Origin of the sequence: Halovivax cerinus, assembly GCF_024498195.1 — an archaeon.
In the GTDB taxonomy this organism is placed as follows: domain Archaea; phylum Halobacteriota; class Halobacteria; order Halobacteriales; family Natrialbaceae; genus Halovivax; species Halovivax cerinus.
The window spans coordinates 3374070-3394822 of the sequence record NZ_CP101824.1 but is presented as its reverse complement, the minus strand read 5'-3'; the positions used below and the strand labels follow the sequence as shown (position 1 = coordinate 3394822).

At 65.1% G+C, this 20753-nt stretch carries 22 protein-coding genes; 15 read left to right on the top strand and 7 right to left on the bottom strand.

Annotated elements, in window-relative coordinates; all coding sequences use genetic code 11:
• Window positions 1–22: 22 nt before the first annotated feature.
• Window positions 23–853, bottom strand: a complete 831-nt coding sequence (locus tag NO366_RS16110; protein WP_256531805.1) for a pantoate kinase — start codon at window positions 851–853, stop codon at window positions 23–25.
• A 747-nt stretch (window positions 854–1600) separates the two neighbouring features.
• On the opposite strand from NO366_RS16110, the gene NO366_RS16105 reads away from it, so the two are divergent.
• Window positions 1601–3748: a methyl-accepting chemotaxis protein gene (locus NO366_RS16105; protein WP_256531804.1), complete on the top strand. Its 2148-nt coding sequence runs from the start codon at window positions 1601–1603 to the stop codon at window positions 3746–3748.
• Between the two features lie 568 nt (window positions 3749–4316).
• Here the strand turns inward: NO366_RS16105 and aspS are convergent.
• The 4 genes from aspS to dcd all read right to left on the bottom strand — a co-directional run bounded on the left by aspS (window position 4317) and on the right by dcd (window position 8326).
• Window positions 4317–5621 carry an aspartate--tRNA(Asn) ligase gene (gene aspS / locus NO366_RS16100; protein WP_256531803.1) on the bottom strand — a complete coding sequence of 435 codons (1305 nt, stop codon included), beginning with the start codon at window positions 5619–5621 and terminating at the stop codon, window positions 4317–4319.
• A 25-nt stretch (window positions 5622–5646) separates the two neighbouring features.
• The gene (locus NO366_RS16095) at window positions 5647–6516 is read right to left on the bottom strand and encodes a class I SAM-dependent methyltransferase (RefSeq protein ID WP_256531802.1); all 870 of its coding nucleotides are present in this window, start codon (window positions 6514–6516) and stop codon (window positions 5647–5649) included.
• A gap of 63 nt (window positions 6517–6579) precedes the next feature.
• Window positions 6580–7488, bottom strand: a complete 909-nt coding sequence (locus tag NO366_RS16090; RefSeq protein WP_256531801.1) for a thiamine-phosphate synthase family protein — start codon at window positions 7486–7488, stop codon at window positions 6580–6582.
• A 238-nt stretch (window positions 7489–7726) separates the two neighbouring features.
• Window positions 7727–8326, bottom strand: coding sequence for a dCTP deaminase (gene dcd / locus NO366_RS16085; protein WP_256531800.1), 600 nt, complete (start codon window positions 8324–8326; stop codon window positions 7727–7729).
• Window positions 8327–8475: 149 nt separating this feature from the next.
• On the opposite strand from dcd, the gene pth2 reads away from it, so the two are divergent.
• The 11 genes from pth2 to NO366_RS16030 all read left to right on the top strand — a co-directional run bounded on the left by pth2 (window position 8476) and on the right by NO366_RS16030 (window position 13954).
• Window positions 8476–8814, top strand: coding sequence for a peptidyl-tRNA hydrolase Pth2 (gene pth2, locus NO366_RS16080; RefSeq protein ID WP_256531799.1), 339 nt, complete (start codon window positions 8476–8478; stop codon window positions 8812–8814).
• Between the two features lie 51 nt (window positions 8815–8865).
• Window positions 8866–9519 (top strand): alpha/beta hydrolase, encoded by a 654-nt coding sequence (locus NO366_RS16075; protein WP_256531798.1) that lies wholly within the window; start codon window positions 8866–8868, stop codon window positions 9517–9519.
• Between the two features lie 57 nt (window positions 9520–9576).
• Window positions 9577–10944 carry a tRNA pseudouridine(13) synthase TruD gene (gene truD, locus NO366_RS16070; RefSeq protein WP_256531797.1) on the top strand — a complete coding sequence of 456 codons (1368 nt, stop codon included), beginning with the start codon at window positions 9577–9579 and terminating at the stop codon, window positions 10942–10944.
• A gap of 83 nt (window positions 10945–11027) precedes the next feature.
• Window positions 11028–11753 (top strand): DUF2103 domain-containing protein, encoded by a 726-nt coding sequence (locus NO366_RS16065; protein WP_256531796.1) that lies wholly within the window; start codon window positions 11028–11030, stop codon window positions 11751–11753.
• A gap of 148 nt (window positions 11754–11901) precedes the next feature.
• On the top strand, window positions 11902–12093 hold the full coding sequence (locus NO366_RS16060) for a hypothetical protein (protein WP_256531795.1): 192 nt from the start codon (window positions 11902–11904) through the stop codon (window positions 12091–12093).
• A 54-nt stretch (window positions 12094–12147) separates the two neighbouring features.
• Window positions 12148–12426, top strand: coding sequence for an eL43 family ribosomal protein (locus NO366_RS16055; protein WP_256531794.1), 279 nt, complete (start codon window positions 12148–12150; stop codon window positions 12424–12426).
• 3 nt (window positions 12427–12429) lie between these two features.
• Window positions 12430–12564, top strand: a complete 135-nt coding sequence (locus NO366_RS16050) for a DNA-directed RNA polymerase subunit P (protein WP_007697490.1) — start codon at window positions 12430–12432, stop codon at window positions 12562–12564.
• On the top strand, window positions 12561–12830 hold the full coding sequence (locus tag NO366_RS16045; protein ID WP_256531793.1) for a KEOPS complex subunit Pcc1: 270 nt from the start codon (window positions 12561–12563) through the stop codon (window positions 12828–12830). Before NO366_RS16050 ends, NO366_RS16045 begins: the two co-directional genes overlap by 4 nt.
• A 103-nt stretch (window positions 12831–12933) precedes the next feature.
• Window positions 12934–13329, top strand: a complete 396-nt coding sequence (locus NO366_RS16040) for a prefoldin subunit beta (protein ID WP_256531792.1) — start codon at window positions 12934–12936, stop codon at window positions 13327–13329.
• The gene (locus NO366_RS16035; RefSeq protein ID WP_256531791.1) at window positions 13329–13643 is read left to right on the top strand and encodes a DUF3194 domain-containing protein; all 315 of its coding nucleotides are present in this window, start codon (window positions 13329–13331) and stop codon (window positions 13641–13643) included. The genes NO366_RS16040 and NO366_RS16035 overlap by 1 nt, the downstream gene beginning before the upstream one ends.
• Window positions 13644–13810: 167 nt before the next feature.
• Window positions 13811–13954, top strand: coding sequence for a hypothetical protein (locus NO366_RS16030; protein WP_256531790.1), 144 nt, complete (start codon window positions 13811–13813; stop codon window positions 13952–13954).
• Window positions 13955–14068: 114 nt separating this feature from the next.
• On the opposite strand, the gene NO366_RS16025 is transcribed toward NO366_RS16030, so the two are convergent.
• On the bottom strand, window positions 14069–14623 hold the full coding sequence (locus NO366_RS16025; protein ID WP_256531789.1) for a GMP synthase subunit A: 555 nt from the start codon (window positions 14621–14623) through the stop codon (window positions 14069–14071).
• A gap of 104 nt (window positions 14624–14727) precedes the next feature.
• Complete coding sequence (gene pan1 / locus NO366_RS16020; RefSeq protein WP_256531788.1) at window positions 14728–15942, bottom strand: proteasome-activating nucleotidase Pan1; 1215 nt, start codon at window positions 15940–15942, stop codon at window positions 14728–14730.
• 225 nt (window positions 15943–16167) lie between these two features.
• On the opposite strand from pan1, the gene NO366_RS16015 reads away from it, so the two are divergent.
• The 3 genes from NO366_RS16015 (at window position 16168) to rad50 (ending at window position 20716) form a co-directional block, all read left to right on the top strand.
• On the top strand, window positions 16168–16437 hold the full coding sequence (locus NO366_RS16015) for a winged helix-turn-helix domain-containing protein (protein WP_256531787.1): 270 nt from the start codon (window positions 16168–16170) through the stop codon (window positions 16435–16437).
• Between the two features lie 152 nt (window positions 16438–16589).
• Window positions 16590–18050: a DNA double-strand break repair protein Mre11 gene (gene mre11 / locus NO366_RS16010; RefSeq protein WP_256531786.1), complete on the top strand. Its 1461-nt coding sequence runs from the start codon at window positions 16590–16592 to the stop codon at window positions 18048–18050.
• Window positions 18047–20716, top strand: coding sequence for a DNA double-strand break repair ATPase Rad50 (gene rad50 / locus NO366_RS16005; RefSeq protein ID WP_256531785.1), 2670 nt, complete (start codon window positions 18047–18049; stop codon window positions 20714–20716). The genes mre11 and rad50 overlap by 4 nt, the downstream gene beginning before the upstream one ends.
• The last annotated feature ends 37 nt before the right edge of the window (window positions 20717–20753 follow it).

The following is a 20753-nucleotide window of genomic DNA, read 5'->3' as shown; positions in this document are numbered from 1 at the left end:
TACGCTACCGCGCCGATCCGGTTCACGATTCGAGCGTCGCACCGGCCGGATGCGTGACGCAGTGGTTCGGGTCGTAGCCGGCGTCGCTGAGTCCAGTTCCGAGCGCGTAGACGGTATCCCCGAGCATCGCCATCGACGCCTGTCCGTCGGCATCACTGACGGCCCGGATGGCGTCCGCTACCCGTGGCGTCAGGAGTTCGCTTTCGCGTGCGAACCGACGGGAGGCGTAGATGAACGACCCCAGGGTCGGTTCCTGGACGACTCGCGAGAGGGCTGCCTTCCCAGCGTGGGTTATCTGGTCCGTATTTCCCTCGAGGACGTCCGACGTCGATACCTCACCGAAGGTGACGTATTCCACGCGCGTGCGGTTTGGAATCGCGTCCAGCAACCCGTGTGGCGGACTTCCCGGTTCGAGCCGGATCGGAATTCCCCCGCGAGCCTGGGCGACGACGTCTCCGAGACCGGTACCCGACTGTACTTCCGCCCCGTGGGCGATCGTGACGAGTTCGTTCGCCGAGAGGCCACGCTCGAACACCCGGTTCGCAGCGAGTGCACTTCCGAGCGAGAGGGCACCCGATACGCCAAACCCGGCACCCAGGGGAAGCGCGGCTGTCGCTTCTATCCGCGCCGTCACGTCGAGCGCATCGAGCACCCGATCGACGGGTGGTACCTCGATCCGCTCGCCGTCCAGTTCGACGATCGATTCGGATGCGGGCGCGACCGTCACCCGTACGCCGTCCGAGAGCGTCAGGCCCGCCCCGCGCGATCCGGCTTTCGTCGGATCCGGATCCGGATGGGTCGTGAAGAAACCCGTGATGTGGCCCGGGACGAAAGCCGTACTCTCCGCTGACATCGGGTATACGTTCCCACCCCGCCGGTATAACGTGTGTGTTTCTGAGACGGTCGTCTCCGCACCTGGACCGCGACTGCCGAAAACGAACCGACGGGACGATTCGAGTGGATGGAACCGTTCGGTGTGACGGCCTCCGAGCCGACACACTGCGTCTGTCGCTCGTCTCGGCCAGTGGCGTCGTGTCGATCGGTTACCCCGTCTCGACTCCGACGCCACCGTCGTTTTCGACCCGACGTTCCTTCACCCGTTCCGTCGTATAGCGCCGACGCTGGCAGGTCACGGTTCCGGGATCCCCTGGGCGCCGAGCCGGTCCGACTCTCCTGGGTGCCGAACCGGTCCGAATCCCGTGGCCTAGCCAATAAGAACTCTGATAGGTCAGTCTCACACAATTATTTTCAGTTTGTTATGTGTGGCGATACGAGTTCGTCGAGGCGGTCGAACGCAGGTTTTTATCGGCTGTATCCTCACTCGGTACGATGACACTGGTGTATGTGGATTTGCTGGGAAATAGTTCATGTATTCGAAAATGATGGCGGGTTAGTGATTTCCGATTAGTATATCTTGCAGGCGCAGAAACAGTCCGCGCAGATAGACGTGTCAGGACTCGATCCGATCACAGCGCTACGGCGTCGGTACGCGGTCAAACTTGTACTGATACTCCTGGTTGTGGCGGTCATCGTTGGGGGGTTTGGTGGGCTGATCTACACCCAAACCGAAGCGAGCCTCCAGGAGGATACCGAGAGTGAAATGGAACACGCGACGGTGTTGCAGGCACAGACGATCCAGGAACGACTCGCCTCGAATCAGCGACAGACGGTGTTACTGTCGCAGGCCGCGCAGCTTCAGGAGGGCGATCCGGCACTGATCGAACCGTTCCTGGAGACGCAACTCGAGTCGATGGACGACGCGGTTCTCGGGATTCACTACGTCGATACGGCGAACGGGACGATCGACGCATCGACGGTCCAGGGGGCCAGCGGTTCGATCGACGAGCCGGACTGGCAAACCGAGGGCCAGCGTGCACCCGAACCCGTTCTCGTCGGTCCGTATCAGGACCAGTATATGGGCTCGAATACCGGCGCAATCGTGCTGGATATCGACGAGACGACTCGGCTCGTCGTCCTGTTCGACATGGCTACGATCTCCGAACAGCTGACGTCGCCGACCCAGTCCGACTCTGCGTCCACCCAGGTGATGACCGAACAGGAGCGCAAAGTCGTTCTCAGCCACGAGACCGACAGGATCGGGAAGATCGACGTCCACCACGAGGACGTCGATTTCCCCGACGAATCTGGGTACGTCGAGGTCGACATGGGAGAATCGGAGCACGGCGATCACGGTGACATGGACGGTATGGAAACCGTAGACTACGACCACGGCGACCAGGTGATGGTGATGGGGTACGCGAAGATAGAGGGTACTGACTGGGTCGTGATGTCGCACGAATCGAAACAGAAGGCGTTCGCCCTGCAGTCGGACATCACCCGATCGCTCATCGGTCTGATCGCCGTGGCCGTCCTCGGACTCGGTCTGATCGGACTGATCGTCGGTCGCAACACCAGTTCGTCCCTGCAAGATCTCGCTTCGCGTGCGAACGAACTCGAAGCCGGCAACCTGGACGTCGATCTCGACTCCAGTCGCGTCGACGAGATCGGGCAGCTCTACGATGCATTCGACAGCATGCGTCGATCGCTGGCGACGTCGCTCGAGGACACCGAAGCGGCCCGGCAACGCGCCGAGGCCAGAAGCGACGACCTCGCCGAGCTCGCGACCCACCTGGAGACCAAAGCCGAGTCGTTCAGTGACGTCATGGACGACGCCGCCGACGGCGATATGACGGCTCGGATGGACGAGACGAGTCAGAACGAGGCGATGGCCGACATCGCGTGCGAGTACAACCAGATGATGGACGAGATCGCTGCCACCACGGACGAGCTGAAACGATTCGCCGAGGAGGTCGCCGCACACAGCCAGCAGGTTACCGCCAGCGCTCAGGAGGTCCAGACGGCCAGTAGCCAGGTGACGGACTCCGTCCAGCGGATCTCCTCCAGCACCGAGGACCAACACGAGACGTTCCGGACTGTCTCCTCCGAGATGGATACCCTCGCGGCGACGACCGAAGAGGTGGCCTCCCTCGCGGACGAAGTGAGCGGAATCGCAGAGCGTACCGCCGATGCGGGTCAAGCGGGGAGAACGGCTGCAAGCGACGCCATCGAGGCGATGGACGCGATCGACGACGACGCAAACACTGCCGTCTCGGAGATCGAGCGGTTGCAAGCACAGATCGAAGAGATCGAAGAGATCGCCGAATTCATTCAGGAGGTCGCAAAGCAGACCAACATGCTGGCGCTCAATGCCAACATCGAGGCCTCCCGCAGCGGTGAAGAGTCGGACGAAGGCTTCTCCGTCGTCGCCGAGGAGGTCAAGGAACTGGCGATGGAAGTCCAGGAGTCCGCCGAAGAGATCGACACGCTCGTCGACGACGTCCAGCGTCAGGGTGACCGAACCGCAGACGAGATCAGGGACACGCGCGAGCGCGTCATCCACGGCGCGGAGACGGTCTCTGAGGCCGTCGATGCGCTCGACGAGATCGCGACCTTCGCCGAGGAAACGTCCGACGGGACGGCGGAGATCAGCGCTGCGAGCCAGCAGCAGGCCGCGTCGATCCAGGACGTCGTCGCCCTCGTCGAGGAAGCCGAAACCGCGAGCGAACAGGTGAGCACGGAGGCGAGTACGGCCGCGGCGGCCGCGGAGGAACAGACGACGGCCCTCTCCGAAGTGACCGAGAGCGCGGGCGACCTCGCCCAGCGCTCGGGCACCCTCCAGGAACGCCTGGACACCTTCGACACCCCCGGTGACACCGCGTCGCCCCCGGAAGCCCGATCCGACGACTGACGCCCGACGAATCTCTTCGGAGGGCTCACCGTTCGCGTATCGAGGTCGCTACGCGACCTCTCGCCTCACGGCCTCAGACGGTGACGATCCCACGAGACGCTCCCTGGTCGCGCCTCGCTGGCTCCCAGAGACTTTCGTGCTCACGGCTCGTCCCTCACCGTTCGCATATCGAGGTCGCAATGCGACCTCGCGTCCTACGGACTCAGTCTCTGGTGATCCCGCAAGATGCTCACTTCGTTCGCACCTTGCCGGCTCCCAGGTTTGTCGCTTAGGGCGACAAACGCTGGCGATCCCGCGGGAACAACGCGGGATCAAAGATCCCGCGAGCTCCCACTCGACGGTTACGCCGTCGCCTACCCGCGTGTCGCTACGCTCCCGCTCGTACTCCCGAGGGTGCTCCTTTCGGTCGCACCCTCGCCTACGGCGACAGGCGTTGCCGGTCCCGCAAGATACTCACTTCGTTCGTAACTTGCTGGCTCTCACCGTCTTCGCCCTTAGGGGCTCAGACGTTGACGATCTCGCGAGACACGCTTTCGCGCGTCGTCTCGCTAGCTCCCAGGTTTGTCGCCTAGGGCGACAAACGCTGGCGATCTCGCGGGAAGAGAACAGCTTCGCGAATGTTGTCGAGACCGAGCAGCGTCATGATGAGGCGCTCGCCGCCGAGGCCGAAGCCGGCGTGAGGCGGCATGCCGTACTTGAACATCTTGGTGTAATACTCGAACTGGTCGGGGTCGAGTCCCTGCTGTTCGAAGCCGGCGACGAGCTCGTCGTGGCGGTGTTCACGCTGGCCACCGGAGACGAGTTCCATGCGCGGGTGCATGAGGTCGAAGCCGGTCGAGAGCTGTTCGTCCTCGTCGTGGTCCATGATGTAGAACGGCTTGATCTCGCTGGGCCAGTCGGTGATGAAGTAGTGGCCGCCGACGTCGTCGCCGAGGGCCTTCTCGCCCTCGGTGGGGAGGTCGTCGCCCCAGACGAGCTGTTCGTCGAGATCGCCCGTCGCGTTGATGCGCTCGATGGCTTCCTCGTAGGACAGGCGTGGGAAGCCGTCGTCGGGCACCTGAAAGTCCTCGGCGAGACCGAGCGTCTCGAGCTCGTCGGCGCAGTTCTCGGCGACGGCTTCGTAGGCGGCGACGACGACTTCTTCGGCGACGTCCATCGCGTCGGACTGGTCGCAGAAGGCGCCCTCGAAGTCGATCGAGGTCGCCTCGTTCAGGTGTCGCGGCGTGTTGTGCTCTTCGGCGCGGAAGATCGGGCCGATCTCGAAGACGCGCTCGACGTTCGAGCCCGCGATCAGCTGTTTGAACAGCTGGGGCGACTGGTTCATGAAGGCTTCCTCACCGAAGTACGTGATCGGGAACAGTTCGGTGCCGCCCTCGGTACCGGTCGCGACGATCTTCGGCGTCGTGATCTCGGTGGCGCGCAGGTCGCGGAAGCGCTCTCGCACCGCCCGGAGGATCTCCGCGCGGATGGTGAAGACCGCCTGCACCTCGGGTTTCCGGAGATCCAGCGTTCGGTTGTCGAGTCGCGTCGAGAGCTCGGCGTCGACCTTTCCGGACGGATCGAGCGGGAGCTCCGGATCGGCCTCGGAGATGACCTCGACCGACTCGGGTGTCACTTCGACGCCCGTGGGAGCGCGCGGCTCCTCTTCGACGTCCCCCGTGACGGAGATGACACTCTCGCGTGCGACCCCGAGGCCGGTCTCGACGAGGTCGTCGTCCATCTCGTCCTTCTCGAACTTGACCTGAATCTTCCCCGAGACGTCCCGGAGGATGACGAAAGCGATTCCGCCGAGGTCCCGAATCTCGTGTACCCAGCCGGCGACCGTCGCCGACTCGCCGGGCTCGGCGTCTGCCGTGTACGTTCGGTCCTGCATACCAGTCGATTACCCAGGTGGCGACTTAAACGCCCTTATTCGAACCCGGTCGTCCCGTCCGCTCGGCGGCGTGGCGCTCGTCACCATCGATTGCGTCCCGACCCGTCGGGCGGGGTCGACGTCCGTCGTCCCCGACGATACCGCCGGTGAGCCGCACGAACCCCAGTGCCTGCCTGGAGTCGATCACCGCTCTGGATCGGTCGTGCAATCGCCCGTGAGCGGCCGCCACGCTGTCTTCGAGGCGCGCCGTGAGGTCCGTCTCGTAGCGGACTTTCGTCGGCGGCGGCGTCGACGCGACAACGAACAGTCGAAACGCGTGGTTGAGGAGCCGACCGCTCCAGTGGTCCGTCGGCGTCGCGTTCGCCAGGACGACCCGACCGCCCGGCCCGACGAGGTCACACCACGTCGAAACTGCACTCGCCGCGTCGGGAAGCATGCCGACGAGGAACGTCGCGACGACGGCGTCCACCTCGATCGGTGCCGGATCGAACGGCGGCCGCATCGCGTCACCGTGGATCAGGTGGACGTTGTCGAACTCGGCCGTCTTCCGTCGTGCCGTCCGGAGGACGCCACGCGTCAGGTCGACACCGACGACCGTTCCCTCCGGCCCGACCCGATCCCGCAGGTGGGTGAGGTTGGCGCCGGTCCCACAGCCGAACTCGACGACGGTGTCGCCGGATTCCAGGAGGGCTGCCGCGGCGACCGATCTGCGCACGGCTCGAATCCCGGGCGTCCACGTCGCGATCAGATCGTACGGCCGGGCCCAGCGCCCGTAGAACGATTGCGTGGCACTCGGTTGGGTGCGTGCCGGCTGCCTCCTCGGATCCGTCGGTCCGTCAGACGACCCGTCGGTGGCGCTCGTCACCGTTCGATCGCTTCCATCGCGAGGATCCATTCGAGTCTCACTACGTCGTCTGTCCCCTTCAAGGTCCAGTCCGGGTCGGTCGGTATCGACCGGTTACGGCCCCGTCGAGACCAGTTTGCGAACGTCGCCGGCCACCGATTCCGCGTCGGGACCCAGGACGTACGTGATCGGCTCGATCCCCTCGCCGCCGGTCTGGTAGAGGACGGTCGCTCCGGGTGCTCGCGAGACCGCGTCTCCGACGTTCGCGACGAGGTCACCACTCTCGTCGAATTCGACGCTCTCGCGGCCTTCGTCTTCCATCGCGGCGAGCAGGTCGGGATCGTATCGGACGTTCAGTGCGGCGCCCGCGTCGCTCCCGCTGGCTCTGGCGGCCAGCAGTATCGAGGCGACGTGTTCGGAGACGCCGAACGCCGGGTCCGCCGGGATCGTCGCGCGACCTTTTACGTCGACGATTCGGCCGGGGACGCCGGCGACGTCGTCGATGGTCGTCGCGTCGGGCGTACACGCCACCAGGTTCGATCCGACCGCCGGGATGAGCGATGCGAATCCGCTCGTGTTCTCGATGATACGCAGGCCCCGCCTGAGCGACGAGCGAACGCGCTCGGCCGTCCGGAGCTCACTGCTCGGGTCGTGGACGCGAAACGACGGGTGGTCGGCGAGGGCCGGTTCCTCGGCCTCGTGCAGGCGTGCGAGGACGTCACCACCGGCTTCGAGTTCGCGTATCAGGACCTCGAGATCGACGAGCGCCTGGACGGACGTGATCGAGCCGTCCGCAAGTCCCGACGCGAGTTCGTCGACGTGCTCGCGGACGCGGTCGTCACCAGCGATCTCGTCGGTGACCGTCACCTCTCCGTGGGCGTACTTCGAGACCGCACTCTGGCTGATCCCGAGGACGGACGCGACGTCGCGCTGGGTGAGTCCTCGATCGCGTAGCTCCGCGGCGAGCATCGACCTGACCGTCGGTAAGAATTCCTCGACGACGAGCTCCTCGACGAACTTCATCTGATACGTTCTCGTAGGACGGGCTGGGAGATAACTCTGGGGTTGTCGGTCGGGCCCGTCTAGGCCCCGACTGTCGCTCGTTCGGGTTTCGATGGTCGAACGTCGGTGTTCAGTCGTTCGCCGTCCGTCCACTGACCCGTCGATCAGTCAACGGTCCGTCGATCTGTTCCCGGTCTGTCGATCACTCTACCTGGCGTCGATCAGTCCATGGTCCATCGACCAATCCCTGGTCCGTCGTTCACTCCACGGGGCGTTGATCGCCGCCGAACTCGTGATCGCCGCCGATCTTCGACGCCTGCGGCCCTGACTGGTCCTGGTACTTCGAACCCCGCTCCGCACCGTAGGGCCGTTCTGCGGGCGAGGACAGTTCGGTGAACGTCAACTGCGAGACGCGCATCCCCGGCGTGAGCGCGACGGGTGCACTCCCCAGGTTGGAGAGCTCGAGCGTTATCTGCCCTCTGTATCCGGGGTCACAGAGGCCGGCCGTCGCGTGGACCACGACGGCCAGTCGACCGAGCGAGGATCGCCCCTCGACGTGGGCGATCAGGTCCGCGGGGATCTCGACGCGTTCGTGGGTGGTCCCGAGGACGAAGTCACCGGGGTGAAGGATGAAGTCGTCCCCCTCGTCGACCACCGTCTCCGTCACGTACTCGTCGACTTCCCCCTCGGAATTGGGGTGTATGCAGGGGATGTTGGTGCGGCGAAACTCGAGGAACTCGTCCCCGAGGCGGAGGTCGACGCTCGCCGGTTGAATCTGGAGGTCGAGGTCGTCGAGCGGCTCGATGACGAGCTCGCCCGTCTCGAGTCGGTCGAGGATGTCCGCATCCGAGAGGATCATGGTCTGAGACTGACGCGGCTGGGTTAAAATGATACGGATCGACAGCTCGCGGTCGCGACAGATGGGCCACCTGACCTCGATCTGGCACCCCGAACGCCCGGACGGGTGCGGATCGCCGTACCTATGGTCTCGTGCGACGATCCCCGGACATGAAGCAGGCCATCGTCGCCCGCACGGACATCGGGATGGGCACCGGTAAGCTGGCCGCGCAGGTCGCCCACGCGTCGCTGTCGGCCTACGAGAAGGCCGACGACGGCCGGCGACGCGAGTGGCGGTCGGGCGGCCAGAAGAAGGTCGTCCTGAAGGCCGGGAGCGAACGAGAACTGCACGAACTGGCAGCGATCGCCGACAGCGAAGGGCTGCCGAACGCCATCGTTCGCGACGCGGGGCACACACAACTGGAGCCGGGAACCGTCACGACACTCGCGATCGGACCCGCTGCGGACGACGCCGTCGACCGTGTGACCGGCGACCTTTCGCTCTTTTAGCGGAGTCGCCGCCACGCGAAGGGATTTGGCCCCGGAGTTCGTGGGTCCACTATGACCGAGGATCCACACGGGGAGACTCCCGTCGAGCGACGGGGGCCACCTCTCGCTGACGCAGCCGCGGCGGTGATACTCGTACACGGACGCGGTGCCCGCGCTCGCGGGATGCTCGACTTCGCCGACGAGATCGATCGCGACGCGGTCACGTACCTCGCTCCGCAGGCGGCCCGAGGAACCTGGTACCCGCAGTCCTTCATGGCGCCGATCGACGCCAACGAGCCGCACCTCTCCTCGGCGCTCGACAAACTCGAGCGCGTGCGAACGACCGTCTCCGACGCGGGCGTTCCCCCGGAACGGACGGTCCTGCTCGGGTTCTCGCAGGGGGCGTGCCTCGCGACGGAGTTCGCCGCGCGGACCGCCCGGTCGTACGGTGGTGTCGTCGGGCTGAGCGGTGGTCTGATCGGTCCAGAGGGGACGACCTTCGACTACGACGGGGACGTGTCCGGGACCGACGTCTTCCTCGGCTGCGGCGACCGGGATCCGCACATCCCGGTCGACCGCGTCCACGAAACGGCGGACGCGTTCTCGGCGCTCGGGGCGAGCGTCGACGAGCGCATCTACGAAGGGATGAGCCACGGCGTGATCGAAGACGAGATGGACGCCGTTCGGGCGCTCCTCGGCGGTGTCGTCTCGAACGCGACCGACTGAGGCCGCACATCCGATCCGAACCGGTTTAGCCCGTCGGGGTGAATCGGCGAACAGTCAATGCGTCCCGCCCACCCCACCGAACGGGCCGTCGGCATCGAGCACTACGTGAGTGACGTCGACGGGACGGGCGGCCGCCTTCGGGACCGACCTGCCGATTTCCGTGTACGTGAGCGCGAACAGTTCTCCACCGAACCGCTCGACGCGCCGACCGACGCGTACCCACACCTCGTGATCCGGGCGACACTTACCGACTGGGACACCAACGACTTCGCGGCGGAACTGTCGAACGCGCTGGGAATGAGCCGCGAACGTATCTCCTGGGCCGGGACGAAGGACAAGCGGGCCGTCACGACGCAGTTATTTTCGATTCGCGACGTCGAGCCGGCCGACCTGCCCGCCCTCTCTGGCACCGAGATAGACGTCGTCGGCCGGGCCGGTCGGTCGCTGACCTTCGGCGACCTCGCCGGGAACGAGTTCGAGATCGTCGTCTCCGACGCGGAGGCGCCCGACCGTGCGACGGACGTGCGCGACGCACTCGCCAACTTTGGTGGCCGCCGAACCGCCGGCGACACCGACGACGGCGGCAAAGGGTCGACGTCTATCGGCGTTCCCAACTACTTCGGCCAGCAGCGGTTCGGCAGTTACCGTCCGATCACTCACGAGGTCGGCCTCGCGATCCTTCGGGGGGACTGGGAGGGCGCAGTCATGGCGTACCTCGGGAACCCGCACGAGGCCGAACCGACCGACACACAGTCCGCACGAGAGTACGTCGTCGAAACCCGAGACTGGGCCGGCGCCCTCGATCGATTCCCGGGACACCTCCGCTACGAGCGGTCGCTCTTGCACGTCCTCTCCGAGACGGATGGCGAGCCGACCGTGGCGACGTTCCGCGAGGCGCTAGCGCGTTTTCCCTCGAACCTCCAGCGACTGTTCGTCCACGCGGCCCAGTCCTACGCGTTCAACGAGATGCTGAGCGAACGACTCGACCGCGGGCTCTCGTTCGATCGGCCGGTCGAGGGCGACGTGGTCTGTTTCACTGACACGGACGCGCCCGAGGGGCTGGTCGTCCCCGATCCTGATCGGACTCAGCGAGTAACCGGCCGCCGGGTCGATTCGGTCGCTCGCCACTGTGATCGCGGACGCGCGTTCGTCACCGCACCGCTCGTCGGGACCGGGACCGACCTGGCCGCGGGCGAGCAAGGTGAGATCGAACGCGCCGTCCTGGAGGACCTCTCGCTTTCGACCGACGACTTCGCACTCCCCGACCCGTATCGCTCGACGGGGACGCGCCGGGCGATCCTCGTCAGGACCGACCTGTCGATCGAGTCCGCGCCGCTCACCCTTTCGTTCGCCCTGCCGAGCGGGGCGTACGCGACGGTCGTGCTTCGAGAGTTCCTCAAGACCGACCCGGTTTCACTCGGGTGAATCGCCTTCGCGGGTCAGACCGACGGGTCGGTCGGGGGCAGACGAAGCGCGTGCGTTTTGGGGCCGCAGTCGGTACACGCCGTATGGAGTGTCGCCAGTGTGGCTCCGCGCTCGAGAAACCGGGGGACTTCTGCCTGATCTGTCGTGAGTCCAACGCCGATCGCGTCGTCCTCGAGTGCGATCGGGACCGTGCCACACTCACCGTTCTTCGCGACGAGCGTGTCCTGGGCGCGACGACGGTAACGACCACACCGGAAGGCGGAGAGCGCAAACGCACAGAACTGCGGAACTTCGCCGGTCGGCTCGCGGACGAGATACGCCGTAAACGACCCGAGGGCGTCTACGCAACGGGCGACCGCGAGGTGATCCGGACCGTCCGCGGACACCTCCACCACCAGTTCTACCGGATCGACGATCCCGATCCGGTCGAATACGTGCGGACCCACGGGGGAAGTCGGTCGCTGGACGTGGTCGAGACGCCGCCGTCGGAGAAACTCGGCGGGAGCCACAGTACGCTCATCGGCGGACGAACGGGTATGCGGGCGATCGGGACCGTAACTCGCCATCCGCACGTCAAGAAGGTGATCCCCGGTCCGATCGACGCCGGCGGAACCGGCTCGCAGTCCGGCCTTCGTGCGAAGGTGACACGCGCCGGAGGCGACGGGAACGTCAGGCTCCTCCTGCGCGACGGCTCGTCGGTACAGGAGAACCGCGTCGTGACGACCGCCTGGGATCGTGAGACGGGCGAGCGCGTTCGAGAGGATCTGAACGAGGCACTCGTCGACGACGGGTTCGTCGACGGGCAGTAGCTGCCGACGTCGTCCGACGCCAGCGCTGGGCGATTTCGGCCCGCCGGCGCTGGTACCGCCGTCGAACACGAATTCGTATTCTACCGCGCCACGATGGTGACACAGCCATGCACTATCGTTTTCCGCCATCGCGTGGTCGTCGCCGTCCGTGATCGACCGACCGGACATCGTGTTGCTCGCGATACCGATCGTCGTCGCGGCCGGCTACGTTCTCTCCGGACTCTCCCGTCTGGGAGTCGTCGCGGCGGATATCACACGTGGATTCGAACTGCTGGGTGCGATAGCGGCGGTACTCGTCGTCTGCTGGGCGGTCTGGAATCGAACCAACGACGGCCGGTGAGATCCGGTTCGACTCAACAGGTTTATTGGGGGCCTGGGGCTACGTACGGCTACTATGGCCGAGAACACGAGAGGAACGGTCGGCAGTGCCGGACGCTTCGGCGCTCGCTACGGCCGCGTCGCCCGCCGGCGCGTCGCGGAGATCGAATCGGACATGAACCACGCGACGGTCGACGGGGACGACGTGACCCGCGTCGGAACCGGCATCTGGAAGAACGAAGAGACTGGAGAGACGTTCACCGGCGGTGCGTATCGTCCGAAGACCCCTGCGGGAGAGACCGTCACGCGCTCCATCCGCGCCGCGCTCGCGACCGACGGCGACGACGAGGAGTGATCCATGGCGTACAAGTGCTCTCGCTGTAAGCGCGACGTCACGCTCGACGAGTACGGAGGCGTCCGCTGTCCGTACTGCGGTCACCGCGTGCTGCTGAAAGAGCGCAGCCGCGACGTCAAGGAAGTCTCCGTCGAGTGACCGACTGCGCCCACGAGACGGCGCTTCGTTTTACCTACCGATCCGAGCGGCGCGCCCGAATCGTCGCTACGAGCGTCGACCGCGAGGTCGGCGAGATCGACGACGATCGATCTCGGACCCGTCTCGACCGGGACGGCGAGACGATCGTGCTCACCGTCGAAGCGGCGGATCTAACGGCACTGCGAGCGGCCGTAAACACCTGGCTCAGACTCGTCGACGTCGCCGAACGGACACTGGCGCTCGCGGTCACGGAGACGGCTCGCTGACGCGGTCAGAACGCCATCGGTGAGGGACCTGGACGATTGGTTCAGCACCAGCCTGCCGTCGTCAAAGCTTGGGTTTATCAGTCCGGGTGGCGTGTCGGCGAGTATGCAGGGTAACTTGCCGCCGGAAGCACAGGAGAAAATCGAGCAGCTACAGGACCTACAGGAGACGGCTCAGACGGTAGCCGTCCAGAAACAGGAAGCCGAATCCGGACTGCAAGAGGCACAGACCGCACTCGATGAACTCGACGACATCGACGAGGGTACCACGATGTACCGCCAGATCGGCGATCTCTTCGTCGAGACGGACTTCGACGAGGCCGAGTCCGAACTCGACGAGAAGGTCTCCTCGCTCGAGATCCGTCTCGAAACGCTCGAGAAGCAAGAAGACCGCGTCCAGCAACAGTTCGAGTCCCTCCAGGAGGAGCTCGAAGGCCTGCTCGGCGGCGGTGCGATGGGCGGCCCGTCCGGGCCCGGCGGCCCGGGCGCCGGCGGCGCGTAATGACGCCCGCAGAACCCGACGACGAACCGGCCAGCCCGGATGCGGAATCCGCGGCGTCGTCGGTCGAACCGGACGACGAAACGATCGTCAACGCGGCGGCTGACGCCGCGGAGGGTGTGATCTTCGATCGCTACAAGCAGTCTTCCGTCCGCGACGTCGACATCACTGTCACCTTCGAGGACGGGGTCCTCGGCGTCGACGTCTACCTGGATGCCCCCGAGGGGGAGACCGATCCGGAGACGGTTGCCGACGAAGCCGCGCGCGCCGCGCAGGATGCGGTCGATGCACTCTTCGCGGACGAGCTCTCCGAGTAGGACGTTTTTTGCAAACCGAACCCACGGTGTGAACCGGACCCGTCCCGGACGAAGCAGTTGGGTGATCCGGTCACATCCCCATCGAGGCATCGGCCCACTCGAACACGGCGTCCGCCGGATTTCTATCGTCCGGTACGTTTATCACGCAGTCCGAGTAGGCCTCAGGTATGGCGCTCGATCTCCAGCGATTCGACCACCCAGCGTGGCTGACCGGCGTCGGGACCGTCGTCGGGTACGGCATCATCCTCGCGATCTTGACGATCGTCCTCTTCGGTCTGCCGTATCTCGTATTTTTCGAGATACCTGCCTAGCGGAGATTGTCTGACGGTGCTAGAGTGGACTGTCAGGCGGTTCGCCGGGACACGGGCGGCCTCGGAGGCGGTCGAACAAGCGTGTGCCCGTCGCTTCGTTTCACGTGACGTCGATCAGGTCGACTCACAGATCTCGACGAAGTTCTCGAAGACGACGTCGCCGGCTTCGGTGTGTGCAACCTCCGGGTGCCACTGGACGCCGAAGAGTCCACGATCGGGATCGCTCATCGCCTCTATCTCGCAGACGGTACTCGTCGCCGTTCGAGTGAACCCCTCCGGCAGGTCGGTCACTTCGTCGGCGTGACTGGCCCAGACGCGGGTCTGGGGAGCCAGCGAACCGAGGAGGGGATCGGCGTCGTCGACGATGTCGACGGTGACGTCGGCGTAGCCACCGTACTCACCGCCACCGACCGCGCCGCCCAGCTCTGCGGCCATCAGTTGCATACCGAGGCAGATACCGAGGACGGGGACGTCTCCGTCGAGGTAGGCCGGACTCCGTCCGATGCGATCCATGTCCGGGCCGCCCGAGAGGACGACGCCGTCCGCGGCGACCTCGTCCGGCGGCGTCTCGTTGTCGATCAATTCGGTGTCGACGCCCAGATCGGACAGTGCGCGTCGCTCCAGGTGCGTGAACTGGCCGTGATTGTCTACGACCACGATCTTCGTCATGCGACGGGGTAGCGACCGGGCGGGTAAAAACGGTCCGAAACGGTGTCTCGGCGGCGGATCACGGTGTGGACGACGGCTCGATCACGGAGCGGCTAGCGACTCGATCACGCGAAGGTCTTCGAGACGTCGGCGTTCTCGTCGGATTCCGCTTTGACCTTCTCCCAGGCGTCGCGCAGGTCGGCCATACGAATCTCGGTGCGGTCGTCGCGGATGGCGAACATGCCGGCCTCGGTGCAGACGGCTCTGACGTCGGCGCCGGAGGCCGCTTCCGTGCGCTCGGCCATCTCCGCGAAGTCGACGTCGTCGGCGACACTCATGTCCCTGGTGTGGATCTCGAAGATGAGCTCGCGACCTTCGGCGTCGGGCTTGGGTACCTCGATGAGGCGATCGAAGCGGCCGGGTCGAAGGATGGCGCGGTCGAGCATGTCGAAGCGATTGGTCGCGGCGATGATGCGGATGTCGCCACGGTCCTCGAAGCCGTCCATCTCGGAGAGGAGTTGCATCATCGTACGCTGGACCTCCGCGTCGCCGGACGTCTTGGACTCGGTACGCTTGGCTGCGATCGCGTCGATCTCGTCGATGAAGAGGACGGCCGGTTCGTGTTCGCGGGCGACGTCGAAGAGGTCGCGAACGAGTTTCGCGCCCTCGCCGATGAACTTGTGGACGAGTTCGGAGCCGGCCATCTTGATGAAGGTGGCGTCGGTCTTGTTCGCGACCGCCTTGGCGAGCATCGTCTTCCCGGTACCGGGCGGCCCGTACAGCAGGACGCCCGACGGCGGATCGATTCCAACATCGTCGAACATCTCCGGGCGGTCGAGCGGCATCTCGACGGTTTCGCGAACTTCCTGAAGCTGGTCTTCGAGTCCCCCGATGTCCTCGTACCCGACGTCCGGACTCTCCGTAACCTCCATCACGCGTGCGCGGACGTCGGTCTCGCTCGAGAGCGACTTGACGATCGAGAGCGAGTTGTTGACCGCGACGCGGTCGTCGGGTGTGAGGTCTTCGCGCATCTCTTCGGTGACCTCGGTGAGGGCTTCCTGGTTGTTGCCGTGTTGCTTTATCACCACGCCGTCGTCCGTGATCTCCTGTACCGTGGCGACGAACAGGGGCGACTGTTTTAGCTTCTTGTTCTCGTGGCTCAGCCGCTCTAGTTTCTGCTGATACTTGTTGTTCTCCGCGTTCGCGTCGAGGAGTTTGTCTCGCATCTCCTCGTTCTGGGATTCGAGAATCTCCAGGCGTTCTTCGAGCGCCTGAATCTTCTCCTGTTTGGACGTCTCGTCTTCGTACGGAAGATCGACGTCGTCCACCGTGTCGGTCATCACACCTCCGTAGGGTATTCCTTCTTAAGAGGTTTCGGGTCAGGGTAGTTGCGTCGAAATATTCTTTCGATCGTCAGGTCTCGTGGCCCCTCTCGCGTTTGGATTTTCGGTGGTGGATCCGTCCATCGACCGAGTCCGTGGCGAGTCCTCGCCGATCTGAATATGATTGTGGTGCATATATTGAAACAGGAAATATTATTACGCAGAATCCACAAGTGGGAAGTGATGAGTGCATCAGAGGCAGTTCAGACCGAGGCGGAACCCGGCGGGAGCTGGGAGGACGTACGCGAGCTACCGCCGAGTGCGAAACTCGTCGCGAAGGTGCTCGAGTACAACGATACGATGTCACAACAACAACTGGCCGAGGAGACGTTACTTCCAGCCCGGACCGTTCGATACGCCATCAGCAGGCTCGAAGAGGAGGACGTCATCGACTCGCGATTCTCGTTTTCCGACGCCCGAAAGCGACTCTACACGCTCGCAATCGACTCCTGATCGACGGGGCGGCGCGAACGTCATCCGACGTGATTCGTTCTCCGACGCCGATTCCGGCGGGCGGCTCCGCCAGAATCGACGTCTTTCCCCCACGGTATCACTTTCACCGCGGTCGCACAACGGCTTTAGGGCCGCCGACCGAATCCCCACCGATGACACGGGTGATTCACACGGGCGACACCCACATCGGGTACCAGCAGTACAATTCGCCCGCGCGACGGTCGGATTTTCTCTCCGCCTTCCGGGCCGTCGCCCGCGACGCCATCGACGACGACGTGGACGCCGTGGTCCACGCCGGAGACCTCTTTCACGATCGCCGCCCTGGACTCCCCGATCTCCAGGGGACGCTCGGGGTCCTGCGCGAACTGGCCGACGCCGGGATCCCGTTTCTCGCGATCGTCGGCAACCACGAGACCAAACGCGACGCCCAGTGGCTCGACCTGTTCGAAGACCTCGGATTCGCGACCCGGCTGGGTCGGGACCCGACCGTGGTGGACGACGTCGCCTTCTACGGGCTCGATTACGTCCCGCAGTCGCGCCGGGACGAGCTCGCGTACGACTTCGAACCGATTCCAGACACGGCCGATCGGGCGATCCTCGTCGCTCACGGTCTCTTCGAACCGTTCGCACACGCGACGTGGGACACCGATGCCGTTCTCGGCGAGTCGACCGTCGACTTCGATGCCGTCCTCCTCGGTGACAATCACGCGCCGGGAACGGAAACGGTTGCCGACACCTGGGTGACCTACTGCGGGTCGACCGAGCGTGCGAGCGCGTCCGAGCGCGAGCCGCGAGGATACAACCTCGTCTCCGTCGACGATGACGTCTCCATCACGCGACGGGCGATCGAGACCGCTCGCGAGTTCGTCTTCGTCGACGTCGAACTGACCGGTGACGAGGGAATCGACCGCGTCCGCGATCGGCTCTCACAGTACGACGTCGACGATGCGGTCGTTATCGTCACCATCGACGGGGACGGCGAACCGGTGTCTCCGGCGCCGATCGAAGAGTACGCACTCGAACGAGGCGCGCTCGTCGCGCGAGCGAACGACCGTCGCGACCTCCCGGACGACGCCGAAGACGTTCGCGTTTCGTTCGCCGATCCGGACGTCGCCGTCACCGAACGACTGCGAGACCTCGGCGTCTCCGACGGCGCCCGCACGATCGACGGCGTCGTGCGCGACGACACGATCGCAGATTCGAACGTCCGAGAGACGGTCAGCCGTCGAGTCCGCGACGCCCTCGGATCTGACGGCCTCGAATTTTCCGACGCACCGGTACTCGCCGACCCGAACTCGGACGAGCCATCGACGACCGATTCCGGTGTGGAATCCGACCCTCCGGCCGACGACACCGATGGGGTAACGACTCCGGATGAGACCGGCCCGCCGTCCTCGCAGACCGCCGACGAATCGGAGTCGGAGCGGGAAACGGGTAATCCGTCGACGAGGCCAGCGGCCGACGCATCGACCTCTGACGAACCCGACGACGGTGTGCCGGCCGAGCAGGAACCCACACGCGAATCCGACGAGGTGTCGGGCGACGATTCGGACGACGGATCGCCGAACGGGTCGGCAGACGACGATCAGGTTTCGATCGGTGATTTCGCGTGAGGGTGACTGACGTCACGCTCGAGAACTTCAAGTGTTACGAGGACGCGGAACTGGATCTCTCGACCGGTATCACGGTCGTCCACGGCGTCAACGGAAGCGGCAAGTCGACGCTGCTCGAGGCGATCTTCTTCGCCCTGTACGGTTCGCGGGCGCTCGACGACCGAACGCTGTCCGACGTGGTGACGACCGGCGCGACGTCGACCGCTGTCGAACTCGGATTTACGCACGACGGTGAACGCTACCGGATCGAACGCCGGGTCACACGCCGCGACGAGCGCACGTCGACGACGAAGTGCGTTCTCGAGGGACCGGACGACCAGATAGAGGGGGCGCGCGACGTCAGAGCGTTCGTCGCGTCCCTCCTCCGGATGGACGCCACGGCGTTCGTCAACTGCGCGTACGTCCGACAGGGTGAGGTGAACAAACTCATCCACGCCTCGCCAGCCGATCGCCAGGACATGATCGACGACCTGCTCCAGCTCGGCGCCCTCGAAACCTATCGAGAGCGAGCGAGCGAGGCCAGACTCGGCGTCAAAGACGTACTCGACGAGGTGCGCGGTCAGGCGACCACGCTCGACGAACAGATCGAAGCGAAGCGGGAGAAGAACCTGCACGATCGCCTCAACGAACTCGAAACCGAACGCGCGGAGATCGACGAGGCGATCGATCGCTACGAGTCCCAGCGGGAGACGGCTGTCGAGACGAGAGACGCCGCCGAGGCCGTCCTCGAAACGCACGAGGAGGTTCGAGCGGAGATCGACGAACTGACGGCGGAGATCGAGACCCTACGCGAGAAGATCCGCGAGACGGCGTCAGATCGCGAGGCTGCCACGGACGACATCGCCGACCTCGAATCCACGCGACGTGAACTGACCGAGCGACGGTCGACCGTGCTCGAGCGCGTGTCGATCGACGACGAATCTACTGTCGCGGCCCGACTCGACGCCCTCGCAGATCGCGAGACGGAGATTCGTGACGAACTGGAGGACGTCCGCGTCGCGATCTCGGAGGCACAGAGCGCCGCCGAACGCCACCGGGAGACGGCGTCGACACTCGAATCCGACGCCGAAGCGGCTCGCGAACGCGCCGAAGAGCTGAAGACGTCGATTACGGATGCGCGACAAACGATCGACGAGCGCGAATCGGCGCTGGCCGACCTCGACGAAGAGATCGAGGTCGAACGCGCCAGATTCGACGACGCGCCGGTGGACTTCGGAGATGCGGCCGACCACGTAGAAACGCTTCGCTCCCGTGCGGACGAACTGGACGAGCAGGTAGCGGACGTGCGCGCCGAACGGACGGCGCTCGTCGCCGCGATCGAGGACGCCGAGGCCCTCCTCGCCGAGGGTCAGTGTCCCGAGTGCGGGCAGCCGGTCGACGACGCGCCTCACGTCACCGGTCTGGAGGACAAACGAGCGGAGAAAGCGGCCCTCGACGATCGACTGTCCGCACTGCGCGAGGAGCGGGCCGACCTCGAAGAGCGGATAGACCGGGCCGAGGCGCTCCACGAAGCCGAGCGTCGTGTCGAGCGCCTGCGGGACAACCGGGAGACGACTGCACAACTGCTCGCGGAGAAACGTGAGACGGTCGGCGAGAAGGAAGAACAGTACGAAGACTTGCTCGCCGAGGCCGCAGACGCCGAGTCAGAGGCCGACACCGCTCACGACCGAGCGGCCGATCTCGACTCGGATATCGACGATCTCCGGGACCGACTCGGTGACCTGAACGGGACACAAGCAGACCTACGCGAGGAACGGACGGCGCTCGAGACCGCACAGGACTGTACGGAACAAATAGAGGCGTGTGACCGGCAGATCGAGACGCTTCGGGAACGGCGTGCGGACTGGGAAACCATGAACGACGAGCGACGGACCCAGCTGTCTGCCGCACGTGATCGCCGCGACGAACTCCGCGACTCGGTCGACGAAGACCGACTCGAGACTGCACGGGACGACCTCGAACGGGCCGACTCCTACATCGAGCAGGTCGACGAGACGCTGTCGGACCGTCGAGAGCGCCGCAGCGAGGTCCAGAGTGCGATCGGTGCCGTCGAGAACGAACTCGAGGAACTCGAATCGCTCGAGGCCCGGCGGGCGGCGGTCGCAGATCGTCTCACTGCCGTCGAATCGGTCTACGAGGACGCCGAGACGCTCCAGGAGACGTACGGAACGCTCAGAACGGACCTCCGACAGCGAAACGTGGAGACCCTAGAGCGGCTCGTCAACGAGACGTTCGACCTTCTCTACCAGAACGACACGTACGCAGGTATCGACCTCGACGGCTCGTACCGACTCACCGTCTACCAGAAGGATGGCGACCCGCTCGATCCCGACCAACTCTCCGGCGGCGAGCGGGCAATCTTCAACCTCAGCCTGCGGTGTGCGATCTATCGTCTCCTGGCAGAGGGTGTCGACGGCTCCGGCCCGCTCCCGCCGCTCATTCTCGACGAGCCGACGGTCTTCCTGGACGCTGGCCACGTCGGCCAACTCGTCACCCTCGTCGAGACCATGCGTGATCTGGGCGTCGAACAGATCCTGCTCGTCAGTCACGACGAAGAACTCGTCGGTGCGGCCGACGAACTCGTCCACGTCACGACGGACCCGACGACGAATCGTTCGGCCGTCGAACGTCGAAAAACCGACCTCGCCCGAATCCTCGCCGAGTAGTGGGCGAGCGAATCTCACAGAGGCGTGCGAACCCACC

Coding starts and splice junctions, on each gene's coding strand:
- NO366_RS16110 (WP_256531805.1), bottom strand. CDS start 853: ATGTCAGCGGAGAGTACGGCTTTCGTCCCGGGCCACATCACGGGTTTC.
- NO366_RS16105 (WP_256531804.1), top strand. CDS start 1,601: ATGGAACACGCGACGGTGTTGCAGGCACAGACGATCCAGGAACGACTC.
- aspS (WP_256531803.1), bottom strand. CDS start 5,621: ATGCAGGACCGAACGTACACGGCAGACGCCGAGCCCGGCGAGTCGGCG.
- NO366_RS16095 (WP_256531802.1), bottom strand. CDS start 6,516: ATGGATCCTCGCGATGGAAGCGATCGAACGGTGACGAGCGCCACCGAC.
- NO366_RS16090 (WP_256531801.1), bottom strand. CDS start 7,488: ATGAAGTTCGTCGAGGAGCTCGTCGTCGAGGAATTCTTACCGACGGTC.
- dcd (WP_256531800.1), bottom strand. CDS start 8,326: ATGATCCTCTCGGATGCGGACATCCTCGACCGACTCGAGACGGGCGAG.
- pth2 (WP_256531799.1), top strand. CDS start 8,476: ATGAAGCAGGCCATCGTCGCCCGCACGGACATCGGGATGGGCACCGGT.
- NO366_RS16075 (WP_256531798.1), top strand. CDS start 8,866: ATGACCGAGGATCCACACGGGGAGACTCCCGTCGAGCGACGGGGGCCA.
- truD (WP_256531797.1), top strand. CDS start 9,577: ATGCGTCCCGCCCACCCCACCGAACGGGCCGTCGGCATCGAGCACTAC.
- NO366_RS16065 (WP_256531796.1), top strand. CDS start 11,028: ATGGAGTGTCGCCAGTGTGGCTCCGCGCTCGAGAAACCGGGGGACTTC.
- NO366_RS16055 (WP_256531794.1), top strand. CDS start 12,148: ATGGCCGAGAACACGAGAGGAACGGTCGGCAGTGCCGGACGCTTCGGC.
- NO366_RS16050 (WP_007697490.1), top strand. CDS start 12,430: ATGGCGTACAAGTGCTCTCGCTGTAAGCGCGACGTCACGCTCGACGAG.
- NO366_RS16040 (WP_256531792.1), top strand. CDS start 12,934: ATGCAGGGTAACTTGCCGCCGGAAGCACAGGAGAAAATCGAGCAGCTA.
- NO366_RS16035 (WP_256531791.1), top strand. CDS start 13,329: ATGACGCCCGCAGAACCCGACGACGAACCGGCCAGCCCGGATGCGGAA.
- NO366_RS16030 (WP_256531790.1), top strand. CDS start 13,811: ATGGCGCTCGATCTCCAGCGATTCGACCACCCAGCGTGGCTGACCGGC.
- NO366_RS16025 (WP_256531789.1), bottom strand. CDS start 14,623: ATGACGAAGATCGTGGTCGTAGACAATCACGGCCAGTTCACGCACCTG.
- pan1 (WP_256531788.1), bottom strand. CDS start 15,942: ATGACCGACACGGTGGACGACGTCGATCTTCCGTACGAAGACGAGACG.
- NO366_RS16015 (WP_256531787.1), top strand. CDS start 16,168: ATGAGTGCATCAGAGGCAGTTCAGACCGAGGCGGAACCCGGCGGGAGC.
- mre11 (WP_256531786.1), top strand. CDS start 16,590: ATGACACGGGTGATTCACACGGGCGACACCCACATCGGGTACCAGCAG.